The following is a 25,971-nucleotide window of genomic DNA, read 5'->3' as shown; positions in this document are numbered from 1 at the left end:
ACGATGTTCGCTATAGATGGACGAAAGCTATACGTGTCAAACCCTTTTTTAAAAAGTTAGTTTCTTTAAGTAGATGCTCTATACAGTCTTAAATTATCTATTTAGAAGGGGTGAGGAAAGTTTATTCTTTCTTTTTAATAAAGCGCATATGGAACGAATGTACTGCTGAAACTCTATTTTAAATGGAGATGTGACAGACGCGCTCGTAGGTGTGTTCCCCATTTGGTGGATTCAACTTGTACACACTCCAAGGCAGGAAGTTATGATTTATTGACATTATTTAGTCAAGGGAAACTTCGTGTAATTGGAAAAATGGGAGGATGAAAAGGAGATGAATTTATTAATATTAGAATAATGGAGGGGGGATTATGAAGTGCGTACACTGGAAGAAATGCCTTTAGGTAAATTTCACTTTCAAATGTTCTTCTACACGGGCGGGGGAGCCTTTATTGACGGGTACATCATTGGCATTATCGCAGTAGCCTTGGCCGTTTTACAACCCCAGTTTGATATGTCGTTAACCGTAGTCGGTATGATAGCAATGGCTATGTATGTTGGCATGTTTTTTGGTGGAATACTGGGGGGATATTTAACGGATCTTATTGGACGAAAGAAGATGTTTATTCTCGATTTATCCATTTTTGTAATTGCCTCGATTCCCCAGTATTTTGTGACTGACCCGATGCAGCTTGTCATTTTACGCTTTATTTTAGGATTCGCGGCTGGAGCTGATTATCCGATTTCCGCCACTTATATGGCGGAGTTTGCTCCTAGTAAGCACCGTGGCGCCTTGCTTGGTGGACTAATCGCTCTATGGTATGTTGGCTACGGCATGTCCTTCTTGGTGGGGTATTGGATGTTGGCTCTGGGTGAGGATAGCTGGCGTTGGATGCTGGCAAGCAGTGCCATTCCGGCCATCATTATTTTGCTGGCTCGCATAAAGATGCCAGAATCCCCTCTTTGGCTAGCAAGTAAAGGAAAAGAAAAAGGAGCCAACGCTATCATTCAAGGGATCTTTGGAAAAGATGTGGTCCTCTCCGAGTCCTTCGAGGCTAAAGAAAAGACGTCATTTATGGACATGTTTAAAAATGGGTATGGCAAATGGACCCTCTTTATCGCCCTATTCTGGACGCTTCAAGTGGCTCCTGCCTTTGCGATTGCTACCTTCATCCCTGAAGTATTAGGGCAATTAGGATTTGCGGATGGAAACAAGGAGTATCTGGGTTCTACGATCATGAGCCTCTTCTATTTAGTAGGATTAATACCAGCTGTCTACTTGGTGGAGAAAATTGGAAGGAGACCGGTGCTAATTTGGCCCTTTCTAGTCTCTGCGATTATTTTAGTGATTTTGGGAATAACGTCCAGCTGGCAGATGTCATTTACCTACAGTATTACATTATTTGTCATTTACGGTATTTTTAACACCAGTATGAATATCCACCAATGGATTTATCCGAATGAATTGTTTCCGACAAAGATTAGAGGAACAGCTGTAGGATTCGGCACCGGCATGAGTCGAATTGGTGCCTCTCTGAGTACATTTTTGTTTCCCATGATATTGGCTAATTACGGGTTGGAAATGACTTTGTATGTTTGTGCAGGCCTATTTTTTGCTGGGTTTCTGATTTCGTTAGTGATGGCTCCAGAGACCAGAAATATGACTCTGGAACAGACAAGTGCTTTAAACAAATCTAACGATAAACTTAGCAATAAACCTGATTCTAAGACAGGGATTATATAAATGATTGTTTAATAGGCTATTGGAATAAATGAGAATTTAATAAAATCAAAAGGGAAATTAACGCTCCAACAGTAGGAGGAAGCAGTGAACAAAAATTCAAAAATATCAAGGATCAACAAATGCCGAGAGGCTATTATGAGAGGAGAGTAAACATGCAACGAGAATCCGGATTTGCAGAACCCATCATTCGTGTCTCCAATGTTTCAAAAGTATTTGGACGTCAAAAGGAACAAGCACTTGAACTACGAAAGTTAGGACAAAGCAAGCATGAAGTCGAACAAGAAACAAAAACAACTGTTGCCATATTCGATGCTAATTTTGAAGTAAAAAAGGGAGAAATATTTGTGTTAATTGGACTGTCTGGCAGTGGAAAATCCACATTGCTTAGATGTTTAAATGGACTTATCGAACCAACAGAAGGCATGGTGTTTCTTGAAAATGACGATATTGCACATATGGCTAATAGGCAGCTTCAGCAAGTTAGACGCAACAAAATTGGTATGGTCTTCCAAAACGTCGGGCTCTTACCAAATCGCACAGTGATTGATAATGTTACGTTTGGTTTAGAACTGCAAGGTGTACCTGCAGGTGTGAGAGAGAAAAAAGGGAAAGATGCGCTTGAGCTGGTGGGATTGAACGGTCAGGCGTATAAGCGTATTTATGAATTATCAGGAGGTATGCAGCAGCGTGTCGGCTTAGCAAGAGCGCTTGCCTCTAACCAAGAAATCTTACTAATGGATGAACCTTTCTCAGCTCTGGATCCTCTTATTCGCCGAGAGATGCAAAAGTTATTTCTTGATATTCAAGGAGAAATTCAAAAAACCGTTATTTTTGTGACTCATGATTTAGATGAAGCACTCACTTTAGGGCATCGTGCGGCAGTGATGAAAGATGGGGAAATTGTACAGCTTGGAACAGCTGAAGAGATTTTGAGCCGGCCTGCAACCGATTATGTAAAACAGCTTGTACAAGATGTTGATTACAGCAAAATTCGCCTGACAAAGAGTGCCATGACACCTGTTGAAGTTTTTGCATATGAAAACGAGTCACCGCAAGTTGTATTACGGAGAATGAAAACAAACAAACTATCAAACATTTTTGTTCTAGATAGACGGCACCATTTATTAGGTATTTTAAACATTCACGAAGTAGCAGAACTAGTTGAGTTTCATAAACAAAGTTTAATAGGAAAAGTGGAAAACCAAATGCATCGTGTTCATCTGGATGTTCCTTTAAGAGAAACTCTCCCTCTATTTATAAACAACGATCTTCCAGTAGCGGTTGTTGATTATCAAAACCGTTTAGAAGGAATGATCACACAAAGTACACTGATTGCGAGTTTAACAGAGCAAATAAAAGGGGATGAGGAGCAAGATTTTGACTCTTATCAAATGGAGGGGGTACAAAGATGACAAAGATAACTATGACTTCTTCGTTTATACCTCGTATTCCTCTAGATCAATGGGCTAATAATTTAGTAGATTTTGTGACAAATCGTTTTTCGGGGGTATTTAATGTAATAAATGACACCATGACAATTGTAATTGGGGGGCTTGAATGGCTATTAACGACCCCGTCTCCGTTAGTAATGGTAATCATTCTTGTGGCGCTTGCCGGCTGGTTAACGAACTGGAAAATAGCTGTTTTTACAGGTTTAGGATTGCTCCTCATTATAAGCTTAAATTTATGGGAGGCATCTATGCTTACATTGTCTCTCGTTTTAGCCTCTACCATGATTTCTCTTCTCTTCGGTGTTCCGTTAGGTATTCTATCCTATCGTTTTGACAGGGTGAGAGCGGTGGTAAATCCTTCGCTCGATATTATGCAAACAATGCCTGCTTTCGTTTATTTAATACCCGCTGTTCTTCTGTTCGGGTTAGGGAACGCAACAGCTCTTATTGCTACTTGTATTTTTGCGATGCCTCCGGCTGTACGATTAACGTTATTAGGTCTTCAACAAGTTCCGAAAACGACTGTGGAAGCAGCCGAAGCATTTGGAGCAACAGAATGGCAAAAGTTAATCAAAGTGCAGTTACCCTTAGCTTTGCCAATGATTATGTCCGGTGTAAATCAAGTCATTATGTTGTCTCTTTCCATGGTCGTTATTTCATCAATGGTCGGAGCAGGTGGTTTAGGAGCAGAGGTATTAAGAAGTATTAGTATGCTAAATGTTGGATTAGGTTTTATTGGAGGTATTTCTGTTGTGATTATCGCGATTATTTTGGATAGAATGACACATCTTGCTGCTCAGAAAAAAAGGGGCATTCAATAGGAAAAACAGAACGGATAGGAGTGATATTTCATTGAAACAAACAAAAAAACTTTTCATTATTATTACAACCATATTAATGATGGTGTTTGTAACGGCATGTGGGAGTAGTAATAGTAGTAGTACGAGCAATACAGAAACAGATACGGACCAGGGTAAGTCAAATAAAGGGGGAAATAAGGAAAAGGAAATAACTATTGGATACATACCATGGGATGAAGATGTAGCTGTCACTTTTTTATGGAAAGAGTTGTTAGAGAAAAAAGGATACAAGGTTAAAGCTGTTCAGGCAGATGTCGCCCCTATCTTCTCTGGAATGGCCCAAGGAAATGTTGATCTATTTTTAGATGTTTGGATGCCGTCTACACACGGCTCTTATATGGATAAGTTTGGTGATGATTTGGAAGTGCTGGGAACGTGGTATGATCAAGCGGATAACGGACTAGCGGTACCTGACTATTTAGATGTGCAATCAATAGAAGATTTAAAGAACTATAAGGATAAATTAAAAGGAAAAATCATCGGGATTGAACCGGGGGCCGGTTTAATGGGCGTCAGTAGAAAAGCATTACCTGGTTATCGATTAAATGATTGGGCTTTAGTTGGAAGCAGTACACCAGCTATGTTAGCAGAACTGGACAAAGCTGTATCGAATAAAGAACCGATTGTGGTTACATTATGGCGTCCTCACTGGGCATTCGAAAAATACAATCTGCGTTATTTAGACGACCCTAAAAAACTTATGAATCCAAACGGAGCTGAAGAGCTTCAAGCGGTTAGCCGCAAAGAATTCTCAGCAGATTACCCTGAAGTCGCTAAATGGCTTGGAGAGTTTACAATTACCTCAGATCAGTTAGCGAAGCTAGAATCTGAGATTAAAAATTCCACAATTGAAGCAGAAGGCGTAAAAAAATGGATTTCTAAGAATAGAAGTGTGGCAAAAGCTTGGGTGGAGTAATGATTGTAAAAGTGTATTTAAAATTAAGCATAAAAAACTTAGAGGAGGGATGGAATTATGAAGTTAAGAGAACAAATGCCAGAGTTAACAGGTGGCACTTCCTGGATTAATGGAGAAATAACAAAAGAACAATTGGTTGGAGAAAAAGTAACATTAATTCATTTCTGGTCTGTAAGCTGCTTTTATGTAAAGAAGCTATGACGGATATAAATAAACTACGCGATGAATATACGGATCACTTGAATGTTGTAGCAGTTCATATGCCTCGATCAGAAGATGACTTGGATCTAAATGTGATTAAAGCAATGGCGCTGGGGCATGATATTATACAGCCTATTTTGGTAGACAGTGAACTTAAATTAACGGATGTATTTGAAAATAAGTACGTTCCAGCTTACTACGTATTTGATAAAGAAGGAAAGCTTCGTCATTTTCAAGCCGGAGGGAGTGGTATGAAAATGCTTCGTAAACGCATTGAACGTGTATTAAATGATAATAACCAAGAGTTAATCAAAGGAGACAGTAAGACAGAATTATTAAGAAACTAAGGTGCTTGTTTATCTTGTAGTAGAGACAAAAAGGAATAGCTTTAATTTATTACTCTATGTGAATTAAGGAATCAGCAAGCAACCAAGTACGCTGCATGAAACTTAGCTGCCTGCTGATTTCTTGATTTCAGAGTATCTTTCGTTTTAATAGAGAATAAAAAAAGAGCGTATCTAGTGGTCGTTCAACACTTGATATGCTCTTTTATATAATTAGATCTTCACTTTTATAAGAATAAACGTTTATATTGAAAGGTGGATAAATCCAATGGGGAAATTACGAAAATTCTTAATGGTGATTTCCGGAATCTGAGGGTCTTCATTAAGAGCGGGAATTGAAATTTGATACGATCTCCATTCCTGCCAATGTCCTCACCCTCCGCAATCTTCGTTTATATTATATTGTCTGCTGCATAGAACATACTGAATTGCTTGTCTTTCTCCTGCTTAGAATCTATGAGAACGTACTTATTTGCCCCCTGCACATGCACTTGAAGTTAAGATTTCTCCAATAAGAAAGCCACGTTCATCTGTATAATCAATTTGGACCTCTTCATCTAAATAACGTTTAGTAAAACGATCCATTCGAAATTGAATTCCATCACATTCAATAACTGTATCGTTGCAGCGCGGTTTATCAAGAACAATCGCAAATTTGACAGATAGTCCGCAGCCGCCTGCTATATCAGCGTCAATCCGAAGAAATTGTTCCTCCTTCAACTCTATTGCTTGTAGCTTGTCCATTGCTGTCTCTGTTAATGTTATAACCATTGAATCCTCTCCTTCTCACCAATGTCTTATCTTACCTGATTACACATTCGCTTTCGCTGCTTGAATCTGTTCATCAGCATGGTAGGAAGAACGAACGAGTGGACCTGCTTCACAGTGGCTAAACCCTTTTGACAATGCAATTTCCTTCAATTCCTTAAATTCTTGTGGATTCCAATATTTTTGTACTTTCAAATGACGTTTGGTCGGCTGCAAATATTGACCTATTGTCATAATGTCAACATCGTTAGCCCGAAGGTCATCCATCGTTTCCATGATTTCTTCTTTGGTTTCTCCCAGACCAATCATAATACTTGATTTCGTTGGAATAATGGCGTTTATGTGTTTTGCGCGTCTCAAAAACTCAAGTGAACGTTCATATGTTGCACGTGCACGAACTGACGGTGATAAGCGTCTCACAGTTTCAATGTTGTGATTTAATATGTCTGGTCTTGCATCCATTAATATTTTTAAGTTGTCAAGTTCCCCATTCATATCAGATGGAAGGACTTCAATGCTGCAAAACGGATTGCGGTGCCTCACTGCCCGTACCGTTTCCGCAAAAACTCGAGCCCCACCGTCTTTTAGATCATCTCGGGCAACAGCCGTAATCACGACATGCTTTAAGCCCATCTGTTCCACTGATTCTGCCACACGTTCCGGCTCTTCCCAATCAAGCTCTGTCGGAAGCCCTGTTTGAACCGCACAGAATCGGCAAGCACGTGTGCATACACTTCCTAAAATCATAAAGGTTGCCGTTTTACGTACAGCCCAACATTCATGAATGTTAGGACATTTCGCTTCTTCACAGACCGTATGGAGCTTTTTTTCGCGCATCATTTTTTTAAATCCTATATATTGTTCATTCGTATTTAATTTAATTTTGAGCCATTCTGGTTTACGAACATAATCGGTGGTCATATCATTCACTCCTAAGTGCGGACCATAAAATCGACTGAAACCAGTCACGCATATGATATCTATCCAGTATTGACGTTGATTTATTTAAAACCACCAAGAATGAACAAGCGAGAAAATATGTTTCTCTTTACCTCCATTCCTGGTGATTCATTTTCAACCCAAAAAGTAGTTTATGCTTTTGCGGTTTCTTTCTCTGCTGCTTCCTCTTTTGTATAACGCAAGATTGGTTGTCTAGCTGCTCGCACTTCATCCAATCGGCCAATGACTGTTGTATGCGGCGCCTCTAATACGACACCAGGATTTTCTTCCACTTCTTTGGCAATTTGAATCATAACATCTGCAAAGGCATCCATGGTTTCTTTTGACTCTGTTTCGGTCGGTTCAATCATTAAACATTCCTCTACATTTAAAGGGAAGTAGATCGTTGGCGGATGATAGCCAAAATCAAGTAGACGTTTTGCCATATCAAGTGTTCTTACACCCAGCTTTTTCTGTCTGGAACCAGATAACACAAATTCGTGCTTGCAAATTTGCGAATACGGTGCTTCAAAATACGGCTCAAGCTTTTTACGAAGATAGTTCGCATGAAGCACTGCACCTTCAGATACTTGACGTAGTCCATCTGGCCCCATTGTGCGTATATAGGTATACGCACGAACCAAAATACCAAAGTTTCCATAATACCCTTTCACACGGCCGATTGATAGCGGATAAGTAGAATTCAGCACATATTTCTTACCATCTTTTTCTATACGTGGCACTGGTAAATACGGAAGGAGCTTTTTTTTCACACCGACTGGACCGGCGCCCGGGCCGCCGCCGCCATGAGGCGTGGTAAACGTCTTATGAAGATTTAAATGCACGATGTCAAAGCCCATTTTACCTGGTGTTGTTTTTCCTAAAATTGCATTAGCATTTGCGCCATCATAGTATAATAAGCCACCTGCTTCATGAACAACTTTAGCGATTTCCACAATTTCTTTTTCAAACAATCCAAGTGTATTAGGGTTAGTTAACATCAATGCGGCTGTATCATCGTCAACGTGCTTCTTTAATTCTTCTAAATCCACCAAACCATTTTCATTGGATGGAATAGTGACCGTTTTAAAACCGGCAACGGTTGCACTTGCAGGATTTGTACCGTGTGCTGAGTCCGGAACCAGTACCTTTGTTCTTTTTTCTCCTTTTTGCTCAAGATAAGCCTTTACCATCATTAAACCGGTCCATTCCCCTTGAGCCCCTGCAGAAGGCTGTAATGTCACCGAATCCATGCCTGTGATCTCAGCCAACTCTTCCTGTAATTCATATAAAAGCTCTAATGCCCCTTGTACCGTTTCAGCTGGCTGATACGGATGGATACGGCTAAAGCCCTCGAAACGTGCCACGTCTTCATTAATTTTCGGGTTGTATTTCATCGTACAAGAACCAAGCGGGTAGAAACCATTATCGATTCCGTGGTTTTTATTAGAAAGTGCTGTATAATGGCGCACAAGCTGAAGCTCTGATACTTCCGGGAGCTCGGCTGGTAGATCACGAATCAAATGTTTCGGAAATTTATCATTTAAATCAATGCTTTCCACGTCACTTTCCGGAAGACTTGACCCCACACGCCCTGGACGACTGATTTCAAAGATTAGCTCTTTATATTCAACCATTTACAATCGCCTCCAATACCTCTACAAATTTGTCAATCTCTTCTTTTGTTCGCTGTTCAGTCACTGCAATGAGCATTTGATTATCAACGCCGTAATCACTTCCTAAGTCAAATCCTCCGATGATTCCTGCTTCAAGAAGTTTTTCATTGACTTCCTTGACTGGATGGGGAAGTTCCACCACAAATTCATTAAAAAATGGTGCCTGATTCACAATAATAAATCCTTTCCTTTGTAGGGACTTTGCCATGTAATCAGCTTTCTCAACATTCAGCTGTGCCATTTGACGAATTCCTTGCTTTCCGAGTGCTGCCATACAAATAGAAGAGGCAAGAGCATTTAAAGCTTGGTTGGAACAAATATTTGACGACGCTTTATCGCGGCGAATATGCTGTTCACGTGCTTGCAATGTTAACACGAATCCACGGTTTCCTTGCTCATCTTTCGTTTGTCCTACAATACGACCGGGTACTTTGCGCATAAATTTTTGATGAACCGCAAAATACCCGCAGTGTGGACCGCCAAAGGCCATTGGTATTCCTAAAGGTTGCATATCACCGATAACTATATCGGCCCCGAGTTTACCTGGTGCCTGCAGAAGCGCTAATGCCAGTGGGTTGGCACTGACGATGAAAAGTGCTCCTTTTGCCTCCGTAATTTTCTTTATATATGATAAATCTTCAATGGAACCAAAGAAGTTCGGGTATTGAACAATGACGGCAGCAGTGTCCTTTTCAATTTGTTCTTGCAGCTTTTCCAAGTCTGTAACATCAGCAGCAAGATTCACTTCATCCGCTGTAAACCCTTGTCCATCTGCTACCGTATTTAAAATGGCACGGGATTCAGGATGAACGGCCTTTGATACAAGCACTCTTGAACGTCTTGTTGAGGCAACGGCAAGTGATGCAGCTTCTGCAAGTGAAGTAAAGCCGTCGTACATCGAAGAATTGGCTACATCCATTCCTGTCAGCTCACAAACCATGGTTTGAAACTCAAAAATGGCTTGTAACTCACCTTGGCTGATTTCTGGTTGATAGGGAGTATACGCTGTATAAAATTCGGAACGTGAAATCATATGATTTACTACACTTGGAATGTAATGATCATATGTACCGGCACCGAGAAAAGTCGGATAGTGATTGGCATTTTTGTTTCGTGAAGAAAGTCCATGCATTTTTTTCAAAAGAAGCGATTCAGGAACAGCTTTCGGAATGTTGAGCTCACCATCTAACCGAATGTCAGATGGAATATCTTCAAATAACTCATCTATGGAAGAAATATTCAAAAGAGCGAGCATCTCCTCTTGATCTTGTTTCGTATCAGGAAGGTATCTATAAGTATTGGTCATCTTATGCCTCTCCTTCATTAATAAATGCTTGATATTCATCCTCATTTAAAAGCGATTCTAACTCTTCCGGATTGGATATTTCTACTTCTACTAACCAACCTTCTTCATATGGCTGTCCGTTGATCGTCTCAGGAGTATCGTACAGTTCCTCGTTTACGCGAAGAACCGAACCTGATACTGGAGCGTAAAGTTCAGAAACTGCTTTAACTGATTCAACTGTTCCCATGGATTCATCAGCTGTTACTTTATCATCGACTGCAGGGTTTTCAACAAAGACGATATCTCCTAACTGCTTTTGTGCATAATCAGTGATTCCGATTCGTACTCGATTTCCGTCTAATTGTAATACCCACTCATGTTCCTTGCTGTATAGTAAGTTTGCTGTCGTATTTGTCATTATTTTTATTCCTTTCATAATATCTTTTTGTAAAATTATGATTATTTATAAAATTATTCGAGAGATTTTTTCTTTCACATGACTGCATGTAAGGTGACTTGAAATCCCTGAATATTATCCTATGACTCTATTAAGAAAAGCGTAAGGCGTCCTTAAGTGTCAACAAACGTTTGGCTAGATCCGAGAGTCGATTACGCTTGGAGCTAGACACATGAACTCGTTAAAAAAGAGAGACTTTCTAATCCTATTAAAAATTTCAAGAACCATTTTTATAGAATGGCGCTTTGACAACAATGGCATCAATCATCTTATTACGGATTTCAACTTTTAGCTGCGTCCCGGCTTCAGCATGTTCCGCCGATATGATTGCAAGACCTAAGTTTTTCTTTAGAGACGGGGAATGGGTACCGGATGTAATAAAGCCGATCTCCTCTTCACCCGCTGAGAATACTTTGTAACCATGACGAGGTATGCCCCTTCCTGTTACTTCAATCCCAACTAATTTCCGTTTTAACCCTTCTTCTTTTTGAGCCGTAAGGATGTCTTTGCCGATAAAATGACTTTCTTTGTTCGTTTTAACGGCAAAACCGATTCCTGCTTCAAGCGGACTAATTTCATTTGTGAGTTCTTGGCCATACAGCGCAAGACGTACTTCAAAGCGAAGAGTGTCACGCGCACCAAGTCCACATGGTTTTAAGCCATCTTCCTTTCCCACTTCTAGAAGATTATCCCAAAGTGCTTCTGCTTTATCCGCTGCCAAATAAAGTTCAAAACCGTCCTCCCCTGTGTAACCTGTTCGGGATATAAGCACATCTGTAATCCCATTTAGATTGGTATGTTGAGCAAAGCGGAAAAAACCAATTTCAGTTAAGTCTGTTGCCGTTAACTTTTGTAAGATGCCTTCTGCCTTTGGACCTTGGATAGCAAGCTGTGCAAGGTCACTTGAAATATTATGAAGCGTCACGTCTCCTCTTAGATGTAGCTCCATCCACTCGTAATCTTTTTCAATGTTTGCTGCATTAATCACAAGTAGGTACTTTTCATTCGCTAACTTGTAAACAACCAAGTCATCGACTGTACCACCGTCCGGATAACACATAGCTGTATATTGTGCCTGATTGATACTCAGTTTTGTTACATCGTTTGTTACAAGGTGATTAATATAACTCTCCGCACCTTTACCTTCAACAAGCACTTCTCCCATATGAGAGACATCAAAGAGTCCTGCTTCCTTTCGGACAGCCTCATGCTCTTCTAAGATGCTTGAAAACTGTACCGGAAGTTCCCATCCGCAAAAATTAATGACCTTTGCACCGTATTTTATATATTTTTCAAAAAGCGGTGTTCGCTTTAATACTGTTCCTGTGCTCATTAATTCACCTCCGATTAAAATCTTTTACAAAATAACTGTTCTTTTACCTTTTTACCTGTTTCGGTCATGGCGAGACCGCCAAGTGCCGTTTCCCGAAGTGTTCGAGGCATATCTTTTCCAATCCTATACATCGCTTCAATGACTTCATCACATGGAATTCGGCTTTCCACACCAGCAAGAGATAAATCTGCAGCTGAAAAGGCAATCGATGTGCCAATCGCATTTCGCTTTATGCAAGGTACTTCAACAAGACCGGCAACTGGGTCACAGACTAAACCTAATAGTGATTTCATGGAAATTGCTGTCGCATTCACGGCTTGTTTTGGTGTACCTCCTTTTAGCTCTACGATTGTCCCCGCAGCCATAGCCGCTGCAGATCCTACTTCTGCTTGACACCCCCCGGCTGCTCCTGAAATAAAGGAACGATTCGCAATCACAAAACCAAGCATACTAGCCGTAAACAAGCCCATGACTAAGTCTTTATAAGAGGCACCCTCATTTTTATGCAATGAAAATAATACACCGGGCAAAATACCGGCTGCTCCAGCTGTTGGAGTAGCCACAATAACGCCCATTCGTGCATTGCTTTCAGAGGTTGCCAGGGAGAAAGTCATTGCATCACTAATATAATTTCCTGACAGCGTTTTTCCTTGATTGATGTAGTCATACATTTTCACAGCATCCCCGCCGGAAATACCACTTGGTGCAGTCGAGGCATCGTTCATCCCACTATCAACGGCTTCTTTCATTTTGATCAATCGCTCTTCCATCATGTTGATAATGGTTTCTTCGTCTTTTCCTGACTTTTTCACTTCCATCATCAGCATCATTTCACCAATGGTTTTTTGCTCACGCTCACAAGCTTCAATCAACTCCACCATGGATTTTACTTCCATTACATTTCCTCCATAAGTAATTTCTTACTTAGTTGATACTGATTGGCAATATCTCCAAAGTCATCACTAGCGCTTAGACGAATATCTATCATCTCTTCGTCAATCATAAAGATTTTAGATAGGCCACCCCCAAGTGATACACCGCCAACTTTTACAATGCAATCACCGCGTTTGACTGTCACGATTGTTGTATTTGGGTGGTCAAAATAGACGCATCTGTCTTCAAACTCCAAATAGTACTGCATTCCATGCTCTTTTGCCGATTCTAAGGATTGTTTAATTCGTGGATCATCTGCATCCATTCCAAGCAATCCACCAAGCAGTGCTTTATCCGTTCCATGTCCTTGATAAGTTTCAGAGAAGGAATCGTAAAATACAATATTAGCCTCCTCTGGACAACCGCCTAACAGGTCATGAATAAATTTTCCGATTGACACGACACCTGCCGTATGAGAGCTCGACGGTCCCACCATAATTGGGCCGATTATATCAAAACAACTTTGATATTCCATGACGATGCCTCCTTCTTATACAGTGATTAGCTGTTGAAATAACGGATATGACCCACAAATCGCTTTAGTCGTTTCTTTTGCTTGTTCAAGAACTTCTATGTCTCCTTTGCTTTTTAGAACAGCAGCGATCACTTTCCCAATCTTCACCATTTCATCCTGCTTCATGCCACGAGTTGTTAAAGCTGCTGTTCCCATACGAATCCCGCTTGTGACAAACGGACTTTCAGGATCATATGGAATCGTGTTTTTATTGACGGTAATACCCGCTTCTTCTAATAATTTCTCTGCTTCTTTTCCTGTTAAGTTCCACGGACGCACATCTAAAAGGACAATATGATTATCAGTGCCTCCAGAGACAAGCGTTGCCCCTTCTTTCTTTAATGTTTCGCCAAGTGTTACTGCGTTTTCCATGATTTGTTGGGCATAAGCCTTAAAACTTGGCTGCAAAGCTTCGTTGAAGGCAACCGCCTTGGCTGCAATGATGTGCATTAACGGTCCACTTTGAATCCCTGGGAACACGGCTCTATTAATATCTTTCATAATCTCCTCATCATTTGTTAAAACGATACCGCCGCGCGGCCCTCTCAATGTTTTATGCGTCGTACTTGTCACCACATCCGCATATGGTACTGGAGATGGGTGAAGACCTGCTGCGACAAGTCCTGCAATATGAGCCATATCCACCATGAGTTTGGCTCCAACTTGATCTGCAATTTCCCTAAAGCGTGTAAAATCAATCGTTCTTGAGTAGGCGCTTGCTCCTGCAATGATCAATTTTGGTTTCTCTTTTTTCGCCATGGCTTTCAGCTCATCGAAATCTATCAAGTGAGTATCTTTTCTTACGCCATAGGACACAATCTCAAACCATTTTCCTGAAATGCTGACAGGGCTTCCATGAGTTAAGTGGCCACCATGTGAAAGATTCATTCCCATCACTTTATCACCAGGCTGAAGCAATGCATAAAAAACAGCAAGGTTTGCTTGTGCACCCGAGTGTGGCTGGACATTTGCATATTTGGCACCAAACAGCTTGGTTAGGCGCTCAATAGCCGCTTGTTCTGCCACATCAACAAATTCGCATCCGCCATAGTAACGCTTCCCTGGATAGCCTTCTGCATATTTATTTGTCATCACGCTTCCCATTGCTTCTAATACATCTTCGCTTACGAAGTTTTCTGATGCGATCAACTCCAGTGTTTGATGTTGACGATGTCGCTCCTTCTCAATGGCTTCAAAAATGGTGGAATCATTTTGTCGTAAACCCATTTTTACTCCTCCTTGAAATTTTGTTTAGATTCCATTGGCTGTACCAAACTATAACTTGAAGATATTAGTATAGTTAGAGACACTAACATTCTTTCTTGCTACTGACTTACTTTTCTGTGAAAACTTTTTTGCATACAAAAAAAGACAGAGAAGGGTAGTGTAGCGTCTCTACCCTTCTCTGTCCTTTTACCTGAGAGTTTAACTCCATTCATTTTTCATAGAGTCTTCCCCTTTGGTGGCGTCATACTATATACGCGCTCTCCAGAGTTGCGTCCACTTGTGGTCCCATCTACCTGAGAGATTTGTTCCAAGGGTCTTTTTGGAACTTGCTCCTTCGGCGGCTTTAAAATTTGCACTCTCCCACAACTGTCATCCGCGATATGTATTTACTAACAAATTAAGTTAACTTGCATTTAAAAGATCATACTTTACCTTTCTTCCTAATCTCCGTTAGTAGAATTAGCAACTTGTATATTTTAAAGTAAAGATTAGTTAATGATATTTATACTAAGTTGTTAGATAGACTCACAGAGTTTTTTAATTTGAAGAATGTGAAGCGTTATAGAAAATAGGAGGGAATCGAATGAATGGATTGACTATTTTTCGATTTAAATTATCGTCGATATTTTCACAACGATTTCCTTTAGTGTATTTTTTGTTACTAAGTAAAACAAATGTGCGTACTTGTTAAAGGTTATTGTTTTTCTAATAATATTTACATCACTAAATCATAATATAGATGCAAAGAAATTTTACCGGAATAATTGTAAGAAGAAGGAGGAGCTTATGAAACTAAGAGTCTCGGCAGTTCAATATCATCTTCATACCATACAATGTTTTGATGAATTCGCAAATCAAGTGGAACACTATGTTAAAACGGCAGAAGAATTCGGAGCTGATTTTGTCCTATTTCCTGAATTTATCACAACTCAACTCATGTCCATAGGCAACCAACTAGGTCAACCCTTGACCATCCAGGATATCCCACATTTTACTGATCAGTATCGTTCTTTATTTATGAGTTTGGCGATAAAAAACCAGATACATATTATTGGAGGAACACATGTCATTAATAGAGGGGGGCGTTTATATAATGTTGCCCATTTATTCTATCCAGATGGAAGAATAGAGGAACAAGCAAAGCTTCATATCACTCCAACTGAATTGGCAGAATGGAACATGACTCCTGGTGAAAGCCTAGAAGTGTTTGAGACTAAAAAAGGAAGAATCTCCATCTTAACCTGCTACGACATTGAATTTCCAGAAGTTGTTCGAATGGCAAAAGCGAAGGGGGCCGATATTATTTTCTGTCCTTCTTGTACAGATGATCGTCATGGGTTCTACCGTGTCCGTTACACCAGCCATGCGAGGGCAGTCGAAAACCAAGTCTATGTTGTCTCCACTGGTACAGTGGGCTCTCTTCCTACTGTAGATTTTATGAGAGCGAACTTCGGACAAGCGGCTGTGATTACACCAAATGATATCCCCTTTCCTCCTCGTGGCATCCTAGTAGAAGGAGAGGTTAATGAAGATATGGTTGTGACTACAGATCTTGATTTAGAACTGTTATATCAAGTTCGGGAAAATGGCTCGGTGACCACGTGGCGTGATCGACGTATTGATCTTTATCCAGATTGGGAAAAAGAATCTGTTATCCAAGCGTAAGGAGGAAGTATGGCATATTTCAAGGATTTTTTCGTATTTGACCAGAATCATCCCATTCCTGCAGTAATCCGAAATTATGAAGAAAAAGACTTTCCTGACTTAATTCTTATTCAGAAAGAAAGTTTTCCTCCTCCTTTCCCGTCTGAATTATGGTGGAAAACAGAACAGTTGAAAAACCATGTTACCTTGTTTTCCGAAGGAGCTTTGTGTATAGAGGTTAATGGAGAAATTGCCGGCTCAATAACCGCTTTGTTGGTTGATTTTGATCCAACTAATCCTGAACATACATGGGAAGAAATCACAGATAATGGATATATTCGAAACCATAACCCAAATGGCAATACGCTCTATGTTGTTGATATTGGCGTACGTCCCTCCTTCCGGAAATTAGGTTTGGGGAAATGGCTGATGTCATCCATGTATGACGTTGTTATATATAAGCAACTGGAACGGCTGTTAGGTGGTGGAAGAATGCCGGGATATTATAAAAAAGCAAAGGAAATGACGCCAGAGCAATACCTAGAAGCTGTCATAAAAGGCGAATTAAAGGATCCGGTAATTACATTTTTGCTTCGTTGTGGCCGCACCCCAATTCAAGTAATAGCTAATTATTTAGAGGACCAAGAATCATGTAATTACGGAACACTAATGGAGTGGAGAAATCCTTTTTATACATGAATATTTTGAGAAGGAGTCTTTATAAAAAAAATTTTTTAATTGTCAGGCTGTTGAAAAATATTTTCAACAGCTTTTTTTACGTACTTTGCCAAAAAGTTGTGCACGGTGTGGTATCTAAGAAGGGGCGTTGGCGGCAGCTTATTTGATGTCTGACTCCTTTCATAAAAAGTCGAATTAATAAAAAATATAATTTTATACAGAATCTAAAATAGCTAAGAAAAATTGCCTGGAACGATTAAGTGAATGAGGGCAGGATCACCCACAGAAAAAATCTGAAACCATGAAAGATGGCGTTTGTGAAGAAGAAAAAAAGAGATGACATGATGTAGAACAATTGATTCAGTCAGTGGCTGCTTTTGCAGGGGAGGGAAGCATAAAGGAATTAGGTAAGAAGAAACATTAAAATACCACATGCAACAATCTTATAAAAAAGTTGCTGCACGTGGTGTGTTTGGCCATCCTATAATTTAACTCAAGTAGTTCTATTGTATAGATTCGTTTTTTTCCTCGATTTTCATGTTAGTTTCCATGTAGTTTTTACCCCATTGGTACATTGATTCGAGAATGGGCAGTAGGGTTTTTCCTTGTTCAGTCAGTGAGTATTCTACTTTAGGAGGTACAACGGGATAGACTTCACGATGAATAATAAGGTCTTCTTCTAATTCTCTCAATTGGTTTACAAGCATTCTTTGAGTGATACTCGGTATGAGAGATTTTAGCTCGTTAAAGCGCTTTGTTCCCTCTTTGCCTAAATGCCATAAAATCAACATTTTCCATTTTCCACCAATAACAGCAAGTGTTAATTCCTTTTCACAGTTAAACGTCTTATTACAAAGATGCCCCATTAGTTCCCCTCCCTATTTATTCATCTTAATCAAAGTATACTTTTAGACACTATGTAAAAATAAAGTGTGTACTTACACATAATTATTATAAACAGTATACTTAGTTCTAACAAGAGGAAAAAAACATAGGAGGGAAATCGAGTGAATACTTCAACTATTCCAATTGATAAGAATGCTCTTGATGTCATAAAGACGATGGAATTGGATTCTATGACCTTTGTTTTGTTTGGGGCAACAGGGGATTTGGCTAAAAGGAAAATCTTTCCTGCTTTATATAATTTGTTTATTAATGACAAGATGCCTGATGCATTTTCGATTATAGGTTTAGGAAGAAGAGTATGGTCTCACTATTCATTTCAAACCCATGTTGAACAATCAGTTAAAACATTCTCTAGGCGTTCAATCAACGATACTTCCAAAATGGAAAAGTTTCTTGATGCATTTCGATATTGTTCCTTGGACGTAACAAAGAATGAAGATTATAAAAGTTTACTTGAAATTATTGAAAGACGCGAAGGGCAATTACATATCCCTGAAAACCGCATGTTTTATTTATCGGTTGCACCGGAGTTTGTGGATGTCATTACCTCAAATATTAACGAAAGTGGGTTAAGCCCTAAAAAAGGATGGAAACGCCTCATTATAGAAAAGCCATTTGGACATGATCTAAATTCAGCTTTAGAGCTAAACGAAAAATTAAGCCGGGCATTTGAAGAAGAGGAGATTTATCGCATAGACCATTATCTTGGAAAGCCCATGATCCAAAACCTTAAGGTATTAGAATTTGCTAATCCTGTGCTTCAAGCGTTATGGAATAATCAGCACATTGCCAATGTGCAAATTACGGCAAGTGAGACAGTTGGAGTAGAAGATAGAGCCGATTATTACGACCATGCAGGGGCCGTCCGAGATATGTTTCAAAACCATTTGCTACAGCTTCTAATGATGATCGCAATGCATCTCCCTAACAACATCAATGCCGAAGAGATTAGGAATGAGAAGAGAAAAATTATGGAGTTTCTTAGGCCTTTAGAGAAGGAAAGTGTCCTAACAAATGTTATACGCGGGCAATATTCCTCAGGCGAAATTGATGGCAAAGCGGTTGTTGGATATACAGAGGAGCCTGGAATTGGGGATTATTCAACAAATGATACTTTCATTGCTGCTCGTTTATGGATTGATGATCGTTTTTGGAGCGGGGTCCCATTCTATATCCGTACAGGAAAAAGAATGAAGGAAAAATCAACACGCATCGTAATTGAATTCAAAAACGCATCGGAAGATATGTCTCAACAAAATGCAATAGCTCCTAACCTTCTAATCATCCAAATTAGTCCGCACGAATGTGTTTCACTGCAATTAAATATGAAAAACTCATTAACGAATCAAATTGAGCCTATCACTGTAAATTTTTCAGCTAATTCTAATGATATGCCAGAGGCCTATGAACTTTTGTTGCTCGATGCTTTCCGCGGTGATTCAAGGTTCTTTGCACATTGGAAAGAAGTTGAACTATCGTGGGAATGGGTACAGCCGGTCCTCGAAGCATTTGGGGAAAATCTCCTTCCGCTTCATCCCTACCGTTCAGGCTCATTGGGTCCTGAAGCTTCACATCATTTATTGCAAGAGGATGGTTTTATTTGGTGGGACTAAATTCTTGGATGTGAAGGGCTGGATGTTAAAGGGCAAAAAGTTGTTTTACTGTTAACCATAGATAATTCCTAGAAAAAAGATGAATGACAAAAAAGCCAAAAATCTTTTTATAAAACTACTTAAAGGAGACGTCAATATGAAGGTCGGTTTAATCGGTTTAGGAAAAATGGGATTGAACATAGGTAAGAATTTAATTGATCTTAAGCATGAAGTCACGGCTTTTGATCTAAATCAACGGGCTGTAGAAGAAATGGAAAAGTACGGAGCTAAAGGTACTTCTAGTTTGTTAGAGCTTGTTCAATCATTAGAGCAGCCAAGAGTTCTTTGGTTAATGGTTCCCCATACAGTTGTTGATTCAGTGATTAATGAACTTACGCCATTATTAAATAATGGGGACATCGTCATTGAAGCAGGGAATTCTCACTACAAGGAATCCATTAACCGGTACAATCGGTTAAAGCAATATGGTGTTAGCTTTATGGATGTTGGAACATCCGGCGGGATGGAAGGTGCCCGTAACGGAGCTTGTTACATGGTTGGTGGCGATCCTGAATCTTGGAATGTTGTAGAAACTATTTTCCGTGACACTGCAATAGAAAACGGATATTTATATGCAGGAAAAGCAGGAAGCGGTCACTTTCTAAAAATGGTCCATAATGGGATTGAATATGGGATGATGGCTGCTATTGGTGAAGGGTTTGATGTTTTAGAGAAAAGCGAATTTGATTATGACTACGAAAAAGTGGCAAGAGTATGGAACAATGGGTCAGTGATTCGTTCATGGCTCATGGAGTTAACAGAGCGGGCCTTTTCTAAAGATGAAAAATTAGAAGAAATAAAAGGGATTATGCATTCTTCAGGTGAAGGGAAATGGACTGTTGAAACAGCTCTCGATCTACAAACAGCCACGCCTGTTATTGCTTTGTCCCTATTAATGCGTTACCGCTCTTTGGAAGTTGATACCTTTACAGGAAAAGTAGTAGCTGCTCTACGTAATGAATTCGGAGGACATGCTGTAGAAAAAGTGAGAATACGATAAACGATTGTGACAATATTTGTTTTAAAAGATTGTTTAAGAAGAGAAGGTTTTCAGTAAGTAGTTACTGCTCACTATGGAAGGTAACGAACTCCAAGCATTCGATTAAAAAAGGACGCGTGTCAGTACACTAATGGGGATACTTCCTAAAGGGAAAACAACGCATGCAAAAGAACTTGTCCCGTTCCCTTATCAAACATGCCCTGAGCATAAACACCCAAGGCGGAAAGATGGAACTCCTGGGAAGCAAGAAACATTCCGCTGCCGCTTTGGACGTATCCATTTGTTTGTGGAAGGCGAGGCAATTGTGCCACCGACTGTTCTGCCGCCAGTGGAAGACCTTGAGTATTATACAGCCCAGAAGGAAATTATTCTTCATCCTGGTGAGCAATATACAATTGAGCCCGATACGCTCCACTGGTTTCAAGCTGGTGAGCTCGGAGCGATCATCTCTGAGTTTTCCTCGAACAGTGATGATGCATCGGATGTGTTTACTGATGTTCGTGTAAAGCGATAAGGACGAATAATTGAGCAGCCTAAGTTCCTGTAACAAGGGGGATCAGGTTGTTTTTTTAGTTAATGTATAAGTATGGAAACTAAAAAGGTATATGTAGTGTAGACAAGTGAACAGACTTGTAAGAAAAATAAATAAAATATCCTAGCAGGGTTTAGTATATGTTTTGGAGTATTATGAGACTAAAGAATTATTTTTTCATTAATGCTCTAAAAGACTGGACTGATGCAATGATCGAGTCAATCGAACAGGTTTCCTACCATATTTTAGTCATGATCCTACCAATGGTTATTTACCATTTATTCATCAAAGAAGACAAACTTAATAGGAAGAAATTCATTTCTTTTTTGTTTGGAACATTGTTCATTTCTCTGTTTTTAACCATGACAAATCCAGTATTATTTTCTGATGGTTACCATTATGATTTTCGGGTTATTCCGATCATCATTGCTTTCTTGTATGACGGGGTGAAGCCAGGTGTAATGCTTGTGGGGCTCATGCTTATGTATCGTTATTGGTTTGGAGGGAATGGTTTTTATGTTACGTTGGTTAATTATTTCATTGCAGCAGTGGCTCTTATTTTAATTAGCAGAAACTTTTCTTCTTATCCTTTGAGGAAAAAATTATATAGCATTAGTCTCTTTTTCTGGGGAATTGCGTTCACAAGAGCAATCAGCCTGCTATTGTTAAACGAGCTGGCACAACTGATTTCCATGATGCTTTTCTCCTTCCTGACTTATGTAACTCTCTTAATCCTTGTACTCATCATTGAAAATTTAGATATTCAAATCGTTTATAAAAAACAAATTATCGACTCAGAGAGACTGAATACGATCAGTCAGTTGGCAGCTTCGGTTGCCCATGAGGTAAGAAATCCGATGACATCTGTCAAAGGTTTTTTGCAATTGATGAAAACGAACGACAATTTAAATGAAAAGCAGATGAAGTATATTGCTATTTCTTTAGAAGAATTGAAAAGAACAGAGGGAGTCATTAACGATTATTTATCTTTAGCCAAACCAGGCAAAGAGGTGAAAGAAGAGATACAAATCTCCTTTGAAGTCCAATCGGCAATAGATATAATTACCTCCTATACTAATACTCATAATATTGCTATCTTTTCATCAATTGAGGAAGGACTGTTTATTAAAGGAAATAGAAGTGAATTGAAGCAGGCTCTATTAAATATTATGAAAAACGGGGTAGAGGCCATAGATTCAAATGGCACGTTAACGATAAATACGTATAAAAAAAATAATAATGTGTGTATTGAAATTATTGATAACGGGATAGGCATGACAAAAAAACAAATCCAGAATCTCGGCACGCCATACTATTCAACAAAAATCAAAGGAACCGGAGTCGGTTTAACTATCACTTACAATATTATTAAAGAAATGAACGGTACGATTTCAGTCACCAGCAAAAAGGATGTAGGAACCACTTTTTGTATCGAATTGCCTTTATTAATGATTAATGCAACTGCTGTTTATGACAAGGCCGAAGTATTATGAGCTTTCGGAGCAGGAACTAAATCAAGCTCCTGCTTCAAAACCTGGCAGTACAGAAAACATGTGACTGACTCGGATATATCACTTTTTCTGTCCAGCTTTGTCGAACGGTGAAGATTCACTTTATCGTTCAACCCTCTTCAGGCAGCATGTGACGAAATGGAACAGGTGATGAAATAATAATCGACGTATTCGGAATCCCGTAAGGAATCAACCGGTCGATAAGCAGTCCCATGGCACCGATTCCGCTGACAGCTGCTTTCATAAAATAAGATACCTCGCCAGTCACCCGGTGGCACTCTATGATTTCTTCCTGCTCTTGAATAAAGCTTTCAAATTTTTGCGGAGTTACCTGAAGCCCTGTGATCCGAATAATCATCAATGTATCCTTTCCCAGTTTTGCTGGAGAAATTCTTGCGCCAAAGCCTTCAATTACCCCGCTCTCTTGCAGCTTGGCTATTCGTTCTGAAATGCTCGGCCTGCTTAATGCCAATCGTTTGGAAAGCTCACTTATTGTAATCCGCCCATCCTCCTGCAAAAGCTGCAGCAATTTCACGTCCAATTGATCCACAAAAATCATCCCTTCAAATTGAATGCTTATTTCAATTTTTTTCTTCATTTTAAATGTTAGACATCCTAATTACCTTCACTATTCTATGTAAATCATCGTATCAAAAATGTACCATTAATAATATACAAAATGAGTAACAGGTGGTGGGATTGGTGAGAAAGCTTTCATATATAATATTGGGATGCATAATAACTGCTTTGGGAGTTATCATATTGAGACATTCTCATTTAATCACAGGCGGTACAGCAGGGCTCTCCCTAAATCTGTCCTACTTTTTTCACCTTCCGTTTGCCGTTATTTTCTTCGTTATTAATTTACCTTTTTATTTGTTTTCCATCATACAAATGGGCTGGCGATTTACGTTAATGACTCTTTTTTCTGTATCCTTATTATCAGTGCTAACATGGTTCGACGCTTTTCTTCCGGGATTTACGATTCCGCTGCTTTTTGGCGCCATAATAGGCGGGCTTTTCATCGGATTTGGACTCACTTTACTGTTTAAAAATGGGGCATCTCTTGGCGGGGCAAATATAATGGCATTATTTTTACAAAGAAAATACGGCTGGAATCCTGGCAAAGTTAACTTGATATTTGATATGGTTGTCGTTTGCAGTGGTATGTACACAGTAGGATTCAGCAATGGACTATCCTCGATTCTATCGATCGTTACTACATCAATCGTCATTAGCTGTTATAAACATCAAATTTCCTCAGGAAATGTTCAAAGGAAACCTGCTATACAGCCTGGAGTGACTACAATGCAGAACTAAGAAAAAAGAACACCAAAAATCAGGGTGTTCTTAGGCCTGAGAGCAAGCAATATCTGGTTGCTGGACAAGCGTTTACACCATTCCCCCTCCATCAATTTCATTGTCTTTCGTAACCTTTTTTTCTTTTAATCTTTACACATTGAAGACATTGGTATTTGTAAAAAAATGTTAATATATCAGATTTTTGTTGAAAACGCTCGCTTTGTATTGTTAAAATTAGACATACCCATATTTCTTTTTTTTGGAAAATGAATTCAAGGAGGAATATGTTAAAAAAGCTAAATGTTAGTCTGTTTTTGGCCACCGTTTTCTTGCTAGTTTCATTGATTTTACCCCTTACATCTTTTGCTTCTACCACTGACACCGTACCGGTTTTTGATGATCGTGATCTCCCTGTATCGAGTGATGGGAAAGAAGTATCGAAAGAAAAAATGCAAGAATTTAAGAGAACAATGGGAGAGAAAAGTTCTTCCCCTCCTTTTGAAGGAACAGGAAAATTAAACCCTACTATGGATGAATCCTATGATGAAAACGAAAAACCAAACTCTCCTGAAGAAATCGACACAAACGTAGTTATCGGAACAGATAACAGAACAAGAGTCAATCCCACTACAACATATCCCAATAGAACAGTTACATTCCTTGATGTAAAGTACCCTAAAGCTCCTGGTTCTTATCGATGCACAGGATTTTTTATAGACCCTGATACAGTCGCTACGGCCGGCCATTGTGTACATGACAAAAGTAAAGGCGGCTGGGCAACATCTATAACAGTTATTCCAGGCAAAACCGGCAGGAGTAATCCATTTAGCTATACTATGGGAACCACTTTTTACTCTGTAAAAGGCTGGACAGAAAACGAAAATTCTGACTATGACTATGGAGCGATCAAAGTTGCAAAAAGTTTAGGGAACACAGTTGGATGGTTAGGTTATAGTTGGCAATTGTCATCCCTTAATGGAACCGGAGTAATTCTTCAGGGATATCCAGTTGATAAACCTATGGGTACAATGTGGGAGCATTCTGGGAGCATACAGTGGTCTTTATCGAATCGGATTGGATATCATATTGATACGCATGGTGGTCAAAGTGGAGCCCCTGTATACAAGTCAACTAATCATGCAGTCGGGATTCATTCAGGGGGTTATTCATCCTATTACAACGTAGGCACTCGAATTACAGAGGCTAAGTTTGATAATTTAAGCTACTGGAAGGGGTTATAATGTTAAAATTCATCTCGAATTGTCTACTCTTCACTTTGTTCTTTGTACTCATTTCTGCTTGCAGCAGTGCCAATAATAAAGAAGAGGAACAGCCCGTTATGGCAACAGTTACTATTAATGTGAGCGATAAAGACAATAAACCGCTAAAAAATATAAAAGTAACAGAAGATTTGCATACCAGCAATGACATTGGGCATGAGATCGGTACTACTGATAAAGATGGAAACATTAAGTGGGAGACACAGACTGGGAAATATGATGTCATTCTATATGACGTAAAAGCTGGAAATGATTCTGAGCACACGATTAATATAACAGAAGATACCACAACAATTCATTTGGTTTATAAATCATAAATTAGAAGAAAGGTCCTTTTTTAAAGAGAGGCCTTCAGCTTGTCGAGAAAGGGGTATTTTTCTCGACAAGCTTTTTCTATGGGTTTCTTAATCGATGGAAATTTTAATGAACTTTTGAATCGATATGGATTGCCACGCTGCAGTTAGTAGAACCTGCTCACTTGCGTTCTTTAATCCCCCCGTAACCGGCAATAACGAAGCCCATGCAGCTCTTTTGAGTCTGCGAAGCTTCGCGCCATTTTTTCTTTTCGAAATTTATAAAGCATTTTTACCTTTTCTTTATGAACTTCCCACACATGATATGTAATGACTTTCACTTTTATTTTTTAGATCTTATACATCGGGAAAGGAGGGAACAATTCTCGCAAATTTTTGAATTCGATATATATTTTCTATACCCTCTCGGGGCGAAGTTCGATAGGTTAGTTCTTGGTGGTTTGGACATACGTAAACATTTGGTGCTTCATTAAATTGAAATTTCCATTTGGGAATAGGACCTTTCGT

The 25,971-nt window shown here is 39.4% G+C and carries 23 protein-coding genes, 3 pseudogenes and 1 riboswitch; of the genes and pseudogenes, 14 read left to right on the top strand and 12 right to left on the bottom strand.

Going from position 1 to position 25,971, the window contains the following annotated elements:
• Window positions 1-373 precede the first annotated feature (373 nt).
• The 5 genes and pseudogenes from JOC74_RS16520 (at window position 374) to JOC74_RS16500 (ending at window position 5,516) form a co-directional block, all read left to right on the top strand.
• Window positions 374-1,741: an MFS transporter gene (locus JOC74_RS16520; protein WP_225970303.1), complete on the top strand. Its 1,368-nt coding sequence runs from the start codon at window positions 374-376 to the stop codon at window positions 1,739-1,741.
• 152 nt (window positions 1,742-1,893) lie between these two features.
• Window positions 1,894-3,153: a quaternary amine ABC transporter ATP-binding protein gene (locus JOC74_RS16515; protein WP_053605876.1), complete on the top strand. Its 1,260-nt coding sequence runs from the start codon at window positions 1,894-1,896 to the stop codon at window positions 3,151-3,153.
• Window positions 3,150-4,013, top strand: a complete 864-nt coding sequence (locus JOC74_RS16510) for an ABC transporter permease (RefSeq protein WP_053605877.1) — start codon at window positions 3,150-3,152, stop codon at window positions 4,011-4,013. Before JOC74_RS16515 ends, JOC74_RS16510 begins: the two co-directional genes overlap by 4 nt.
• Window positions 4,014-4,044: 31 nt before the next feature.
• Window positions 4,045-4,968, top strand: coding sequence for a glycine betaine ABC transporter substrate-binding protein (locus JOC74_RS16505; RefSeq protein WP_053605878.1), 924 nt, complete (start codon window positions 4,045-4,047; stop codon window positions 4,966-4,968).
• Window positions 4,969-5,025: 57 nt separating this feature from the next.
• Window positions 5,026-5,516 (top strand): annotated as a pseudogene (locus JOC74_RS16500) (redoxin domain-containing protein).
• Between the two features lie 465 nt (window positions 5,517-5,981).
• On the opposite strand, the gene JOC74_RS16495 reads toward JOC74_RS16500, so the two are convergent.
• From JOC74_RS16495 to glyA, 9 genes are all read right to left on the bottom strand, one after another.
• Window positions 5,982-6,284: an iron-sulfur cluster biosynthesis family protein gene (locus JOC74_RS16495; protein WP_053605879.1), complete on the bottom strand. Its 303-nt coding sequence runs from the start codon at window positions 6,282-6,284 to the stop codon at window positions 5,982-5,984.
• 39 nt (window positions 6,285-6,323) lie between these two features.
• Window positions 6,324-7,202, bottom strand: a complete 879-nt coding sequence (gene lipA, locus JOC74_RS16490; RefSeq protein ID WP_053605880.1) for a lipoyl synthase — start codon at window positions 7,200-7,202, stop codon at window positions 6,324-6,326.
• Between the two features lie 170 nt (window positions 7,203-7,372).
• On the bottom strand, window positions 7,373-8,857 hold the full coding sequence (gene gcvPB / locus JOC74_RS16485) for an aminomethyl-transferring glycine dehydrogenase subunit GcvPB (RefSeq protein WP_053605881.1): 1,485 nt from the start codon (window positions 8,855-8,857) through the stop codon (window positions 7,373-7,375).
• Window positions 8,850-10,202, bottom strand: a complete 1,353-nt coding sequence (gene gcvPA / locus JOC74_RS16480) for an aminomethyl-transferring glycine dehydrogenase subunit GcvPA (RefSeq protein ID WP_053605882.1) — start codon at window positions 10,200-10,202, stop codon at window positions 8,850-8,852. Before gcvPA ends, gcvPB begins: the two co-directional genes overlap by 8 nt.
• Window position 10,203: 1 nt before the next feature.
• A complete protein-coding gene (gene gcvH / locus JOC74_RS16475) occupies window positions 10,204-10,599 on the bottom strand; it encodes a glycine cleavage system protein GcvH (RefSeq protein ID WP_053605883.1) in 396 nt (131 codons plus the stop codon).
• A 256-nt stretch (window positions 10,600-10,855) separates the two neighbouring features.
• Window positions 10,856-11,971, bottom strand: a complete 1,116-nt coding sequence (gene gcvT, locus JOC74_RS16470) for a glycine cleavage system aminomethyltransferase GcvT (protein WP_053605884.1) — start codon at window positions 11,969-11,971, stop codon at window positions 10,856-10,858.
• 14 nt (window positions 11,972-11,985) lie between these two features.
• Window positions 11,986-12,867 (bottom strand): L-serine ammonia-lyase, iron-sulfur-dependent, subunit alpha, encoded by an 882-nt coding sequence (gene sdaAA / locus JOC74_RS16465; RefSeq protein ID WP_053605885.1) that lies wholly within the window; start codon window positions 12,865-12,867, stop codon window positions 11,986-11,988.
• Window positions 12,867-13,379, bottom strand: a complete 513-nt coding sequence (locus JOC74_RS16460; protein ID WP_211086228.1) for a serine dehydratase beta chain — start codon at window positions 13,377-13,379, stop codon at window positions 12,867-12,869. The genes sdaAA and JOC74_RS16460 overlap by 1 nt, the downstream gene beginning before the upstream one ends.
• Before the next feature lie 15 nt (window positions 13,380-13,394).
• Window positions 13,395-14,645, bottom strand: coding sequence for a serine hydroxymethyltransferase (gene glyA, locus JOC74_RS16455; protein WP_053605887.1), 1,251 nt, complete (start codon window positions 14,643-14,645; stop codon window positions 13,395-13,397).
• Between the two features lie 168 nt (window positions 14,646-14,813).
• Window positions 14,814-14,920: riboswitch (glycine riboswitch) on the bottom strand.
• A gap of 511 nt (window positions 14,921-15,431) precedes the next feature.
• Between glyA and JOC74_RS16450 the strand changes: the two genes are divergently transcribed.
• Window positions 15,432-16,310, top strand: a complete 879-nt coding sequence (locus JOC74_RS16450) for a carbon-nitrogen hydrolase family protein (RefSeq protein WP_053605888.1) — start codon at window positions 15,432-15,434, stop codon at window positions 16,308-16,310.
• A 9-nt stretch (window positions 16,311-16,319) separates the two neighbouring features.
• A complete protein-coding gene (locus JOC74_RS16445; RefSeq protein WP_053605889.1) occupies window positions 16,320-16,988 on the top strand; it encodes a GNAT family N-acetyltransferase in 669 nt (222 codons plus the stop codon).
• A 482-nt stretch (window positions 16,989-17,470) separates the two neighbouring features.
• Here JOC74_RS16445 and JOC74_RS16440 read toward each other — a convergent pair whose 3' ends face one another.
• Window positions 17,471-17,833 (bottom strand): winged helix-turn-helix transcriptional regulator, encoded by a 363-nt coding sequence (locus tag JOC74_RS16440; protein WP_053605890.1) that lies wholly within the window; start codon window positions 17,831-17,833, stop codon window positions 17,471-17,473.
• 201 nt (window positions 17,834-18,034) lie between these two features.
• Here JOC74_RS16440 and zwf point away from each other — a divergent pair, with 201 nt between their 5' ends.
• The 4 genes and pseudogenes from zwf (at window position 18,035) to JOC74_RS16420 (ending at window position 22,550) form a co-directional block, all read left to right on the top strand.
• Entirely contained in the window at window positions 18,035-19,486 is a 1,452-nt protein-coding gene (gene zwf, locus JOC74_RS16435) for a glucose-6-phosphate dehydrogenase (RefSeq protein WP_053606225.1), read from the top strand.
• Window positions 19,487-19,622: 136 nt separating this feature from the next.
• Complete coding sequence (gene gnd, locus JOC74_RS16430) at window positions 19,623-20,525, top strand: phosphogluconate dehydrogenase (NAD(+)-dependent, decarboxylating) (RefSeq protein ID WP_053605891.1); 903 nt, start codon at window positions 19,623-19,625, stop codon at window positions 20,523-20,525.
• Window positions 20,526-20,688: 163 nt separating this feature from the next.
• Window positions 20,689-21,039 (top strand): annotated as a pseudogene (locus tag JOC74_RS16425) (D-lyxose/D-mannose family sugar isomerase); the annotation flags it as partial.
• Window positions 21,040-21,212: 173 nt separating this feature from the next.
• Window positions 21,213-22,550 carry an ATP-binding protein gene (locus tag JOC74_RS16420; RefSeq protein ID WP_158320338.1) on the top strand — a complete coding sequence of 446 codons (1,338 nt, stop codon included), beginning with the start codon at window positions 21,213-21,215 and terminating at the stop codon, window positions 22,548-22,550.
• A 127-nt stretch (window positions 22,551-22,677) separates the two neighbouring features.
• Here JOC74_RS16420 and JOC74_RS16415 read toward each other — a convergent pair whose 3' ends face one another.
• Entirely contained in the window at window positions 22,678-23,118 is a 441-nt protein-coding gene (locus tag JOC74_RS16415; protein WP_053606226.1) for an Lrp/AsnC family transcriptional regulator, read from the bottom strand.
• A gap of 152 nt (window positions 23,119-23,270) precedes the next feature.
• On the opposite strand from JOC74_RS16415, the gene JOC74_RS16410 reads away from it, so the two are divergent.
• The 3 genes from JOC74_RS16410 to JOC74_RS16400 all read left to right on the top strand — a co-directional run bounded on the left by JOC74_RS16410 (window position 23,271) and on the right by JOC74_RS16400 (window position 25,467).
• Window positions 23,271-23,888 carry a YitT family protein gene (locus JOC74_RS16410; RefSeq protein ID WP_053605894.1) on the top strand — a complete coding sequence of 206 codons (618 nt, stop codon included), beginning with the start codon at window positions 23,271-23,273 and terminating at the stop codon, window positions 23,886-23,888.
• A 266-nt stretch (window positions 23,889-24,154) separates the two neighbouring features.
• Complete coding sequence (locus JOC74_RS16405; protein ID WP_053605895.1) at window positions 24,155-25,111, top strand: trypsin-like serine peptidase; 957 nt, start codon at window positions 24,155-24,157, stop codon at window positions 25,109-25,111.
• Window positions 25,111-25,467, top strand: a complete 357-nt coding sequence (locus JOC74_RS16400) for a DUF2606 family protein (RefSeq protein ID WP_053605896.1) — start codon at window positions 25,111-25,113, stop codon at window positions 25,465-25,467. Before JOC74_RS16405 ends, JOC74_RS16400 begins: the two co-directional genes overlap by 1 nt.
• Window positions 25,468-25,554: 87 nt before the next feature.
• Here the strand turns inward: JOC74_RS16400 and JOC74_RS23655 are convergent.
• Window positions 25,555-25,971, bottom strand: a pseudogene (locus JOC74_RS23655) (transposase); the annotation flags it as partial.

The sequence above is a fragment of the Bacillus capparidis genome (assembly GCF_017832095.1).
GTDB classification, from domain to species: domain Bacteria; phylum Bacillota; class Bacilli; order Bacillales; family Bacillaceae; genus Bacillus; species Bacillus gobiensis.
Note: the sequence above shows the minus strand (reverse complement) of the source record. Positions and strands in the feature narration are given on the sequence as shown.

Bases quoted from the DNA above. Each gene is read 5' to 3' on its own strand.
- JOC74_RS16515 (WP_053605876.1), top strand. From the start codon at position 1,894: ATGCAACGAGAATCCGGATTTGCAGAACCCATCATTCGTGTCTCCAAT.
- JOC74_RS16510 (WP_053605877.1), top strand. From the start codon at position 3,150: ATGACAAAGATAACTATGACTTCTTCGTTTATACCTCGTATTCCTCTA.
- JOC74_RS16495 (WP_053605879.1), bottom strand. From the start codon at position 6,284: ATGGTTATAACATTAACAGAGACAGCAATGGACAAGCTACAAGCAATA.
- lipA (WP_053605880.1), bottom strand. From the start codon at position 7,202: ATGACCACCGATTATGTTCGTAAACCAGAATGGCTCAAAATTAAATTA.
- gcvPB (WP_053605881.1), bottom strand. From the start codon at position 8,857: ATGGTTGAATATAAAGAGCTAATCTTTGAAATCAGTCGTCCAGGGCGT.
- gcvPA (WP_053605882.1), bottom strand. From the start codon at position 10,202: ATGACCAATACTTATAGATACCTTCCTGATACGAAACAAGATCAAGAG.
- gcvH (WP_053605883.1), bottom strand. From the start codon at position 10,599: ATGACAAATACGACAGCAAACTTACTATACAGCAAGGAACATGAGTGG.
- gcvT (WP_053605884.1), bottom strand. From the start codon at position 11,971: ATGAGCACAGGAACAGTATTAAAGCGAACACCGCTTTTTGAAAAATAT.
- sdaAA (WP_053605885.1), bottom strand. From the start codon at position 12,867: ATGGAAGTAAAATCCATGGTGGAGTTGATTGAAGCTTGTGAGCGTGAG.
- JOC74_RS16460 (WP_211086228.1), bottom strand. From the start codon at position 13,379: ATGGAATATCAAAGTTGTTTTGATATAATCGGCCCAATTATGGTGGGA.
- glyA (WP_053605887.1), bottom strand. From the start codon at position 14,645: ATGGGTTTACGACAAAATGATTCCACCATTTTTGAAGCCATTGAGAAG.
- JOC74_RS16450 (WP_053605888.1), top strand. From the start codon at position 15,432: ATGAAACTAAGAGTCTCGGCAGTTCAATATCATCTTCATACCATACAA.
- JOC74_RS16445 (WP_053605889.1), top strand. From the start codon at position 16,320: ATGGCATATTTCAAGGATTTTTTCGTATTTGACCAGAATCATCCCATT.
- JOC74_RS16440 (WP_053605890.1), bottom strand. From the start codon at position 17,833: ATGGGGCATCTTTGTAATAAGACGTTTAACTGTGAAAAGGAATTAACA.
- gnd (WP_053605891.1), top strand. From the start codon at position 19,623: ATGAAGGTCGGTTTAATCGGTTTAGGAAAAATGGGATTGAACATAGGT.
- JOC74_RS16420 (WP_158320338.1), top strand. From the start codon at position 21,213: ATGAGACTAAAGAATTATTTTTTCATTAATGCTCTAAAAGACTGGACT.
- JOC74_RS16405 (WP_053605895.1), top strand. From the start codon at position 24,155: ATGTTAAAAAAGCTAAATGTTAGTCTGTTTTTGGCCACCGTTTTCTTG.
- JOC74_RS16400 (WP_053605896.1), top strand. From the start codon at position 25,111: ATGTTAAAATTCATCTCGAATTGTCTACTCTTCACTTTGTTCTTTGTA.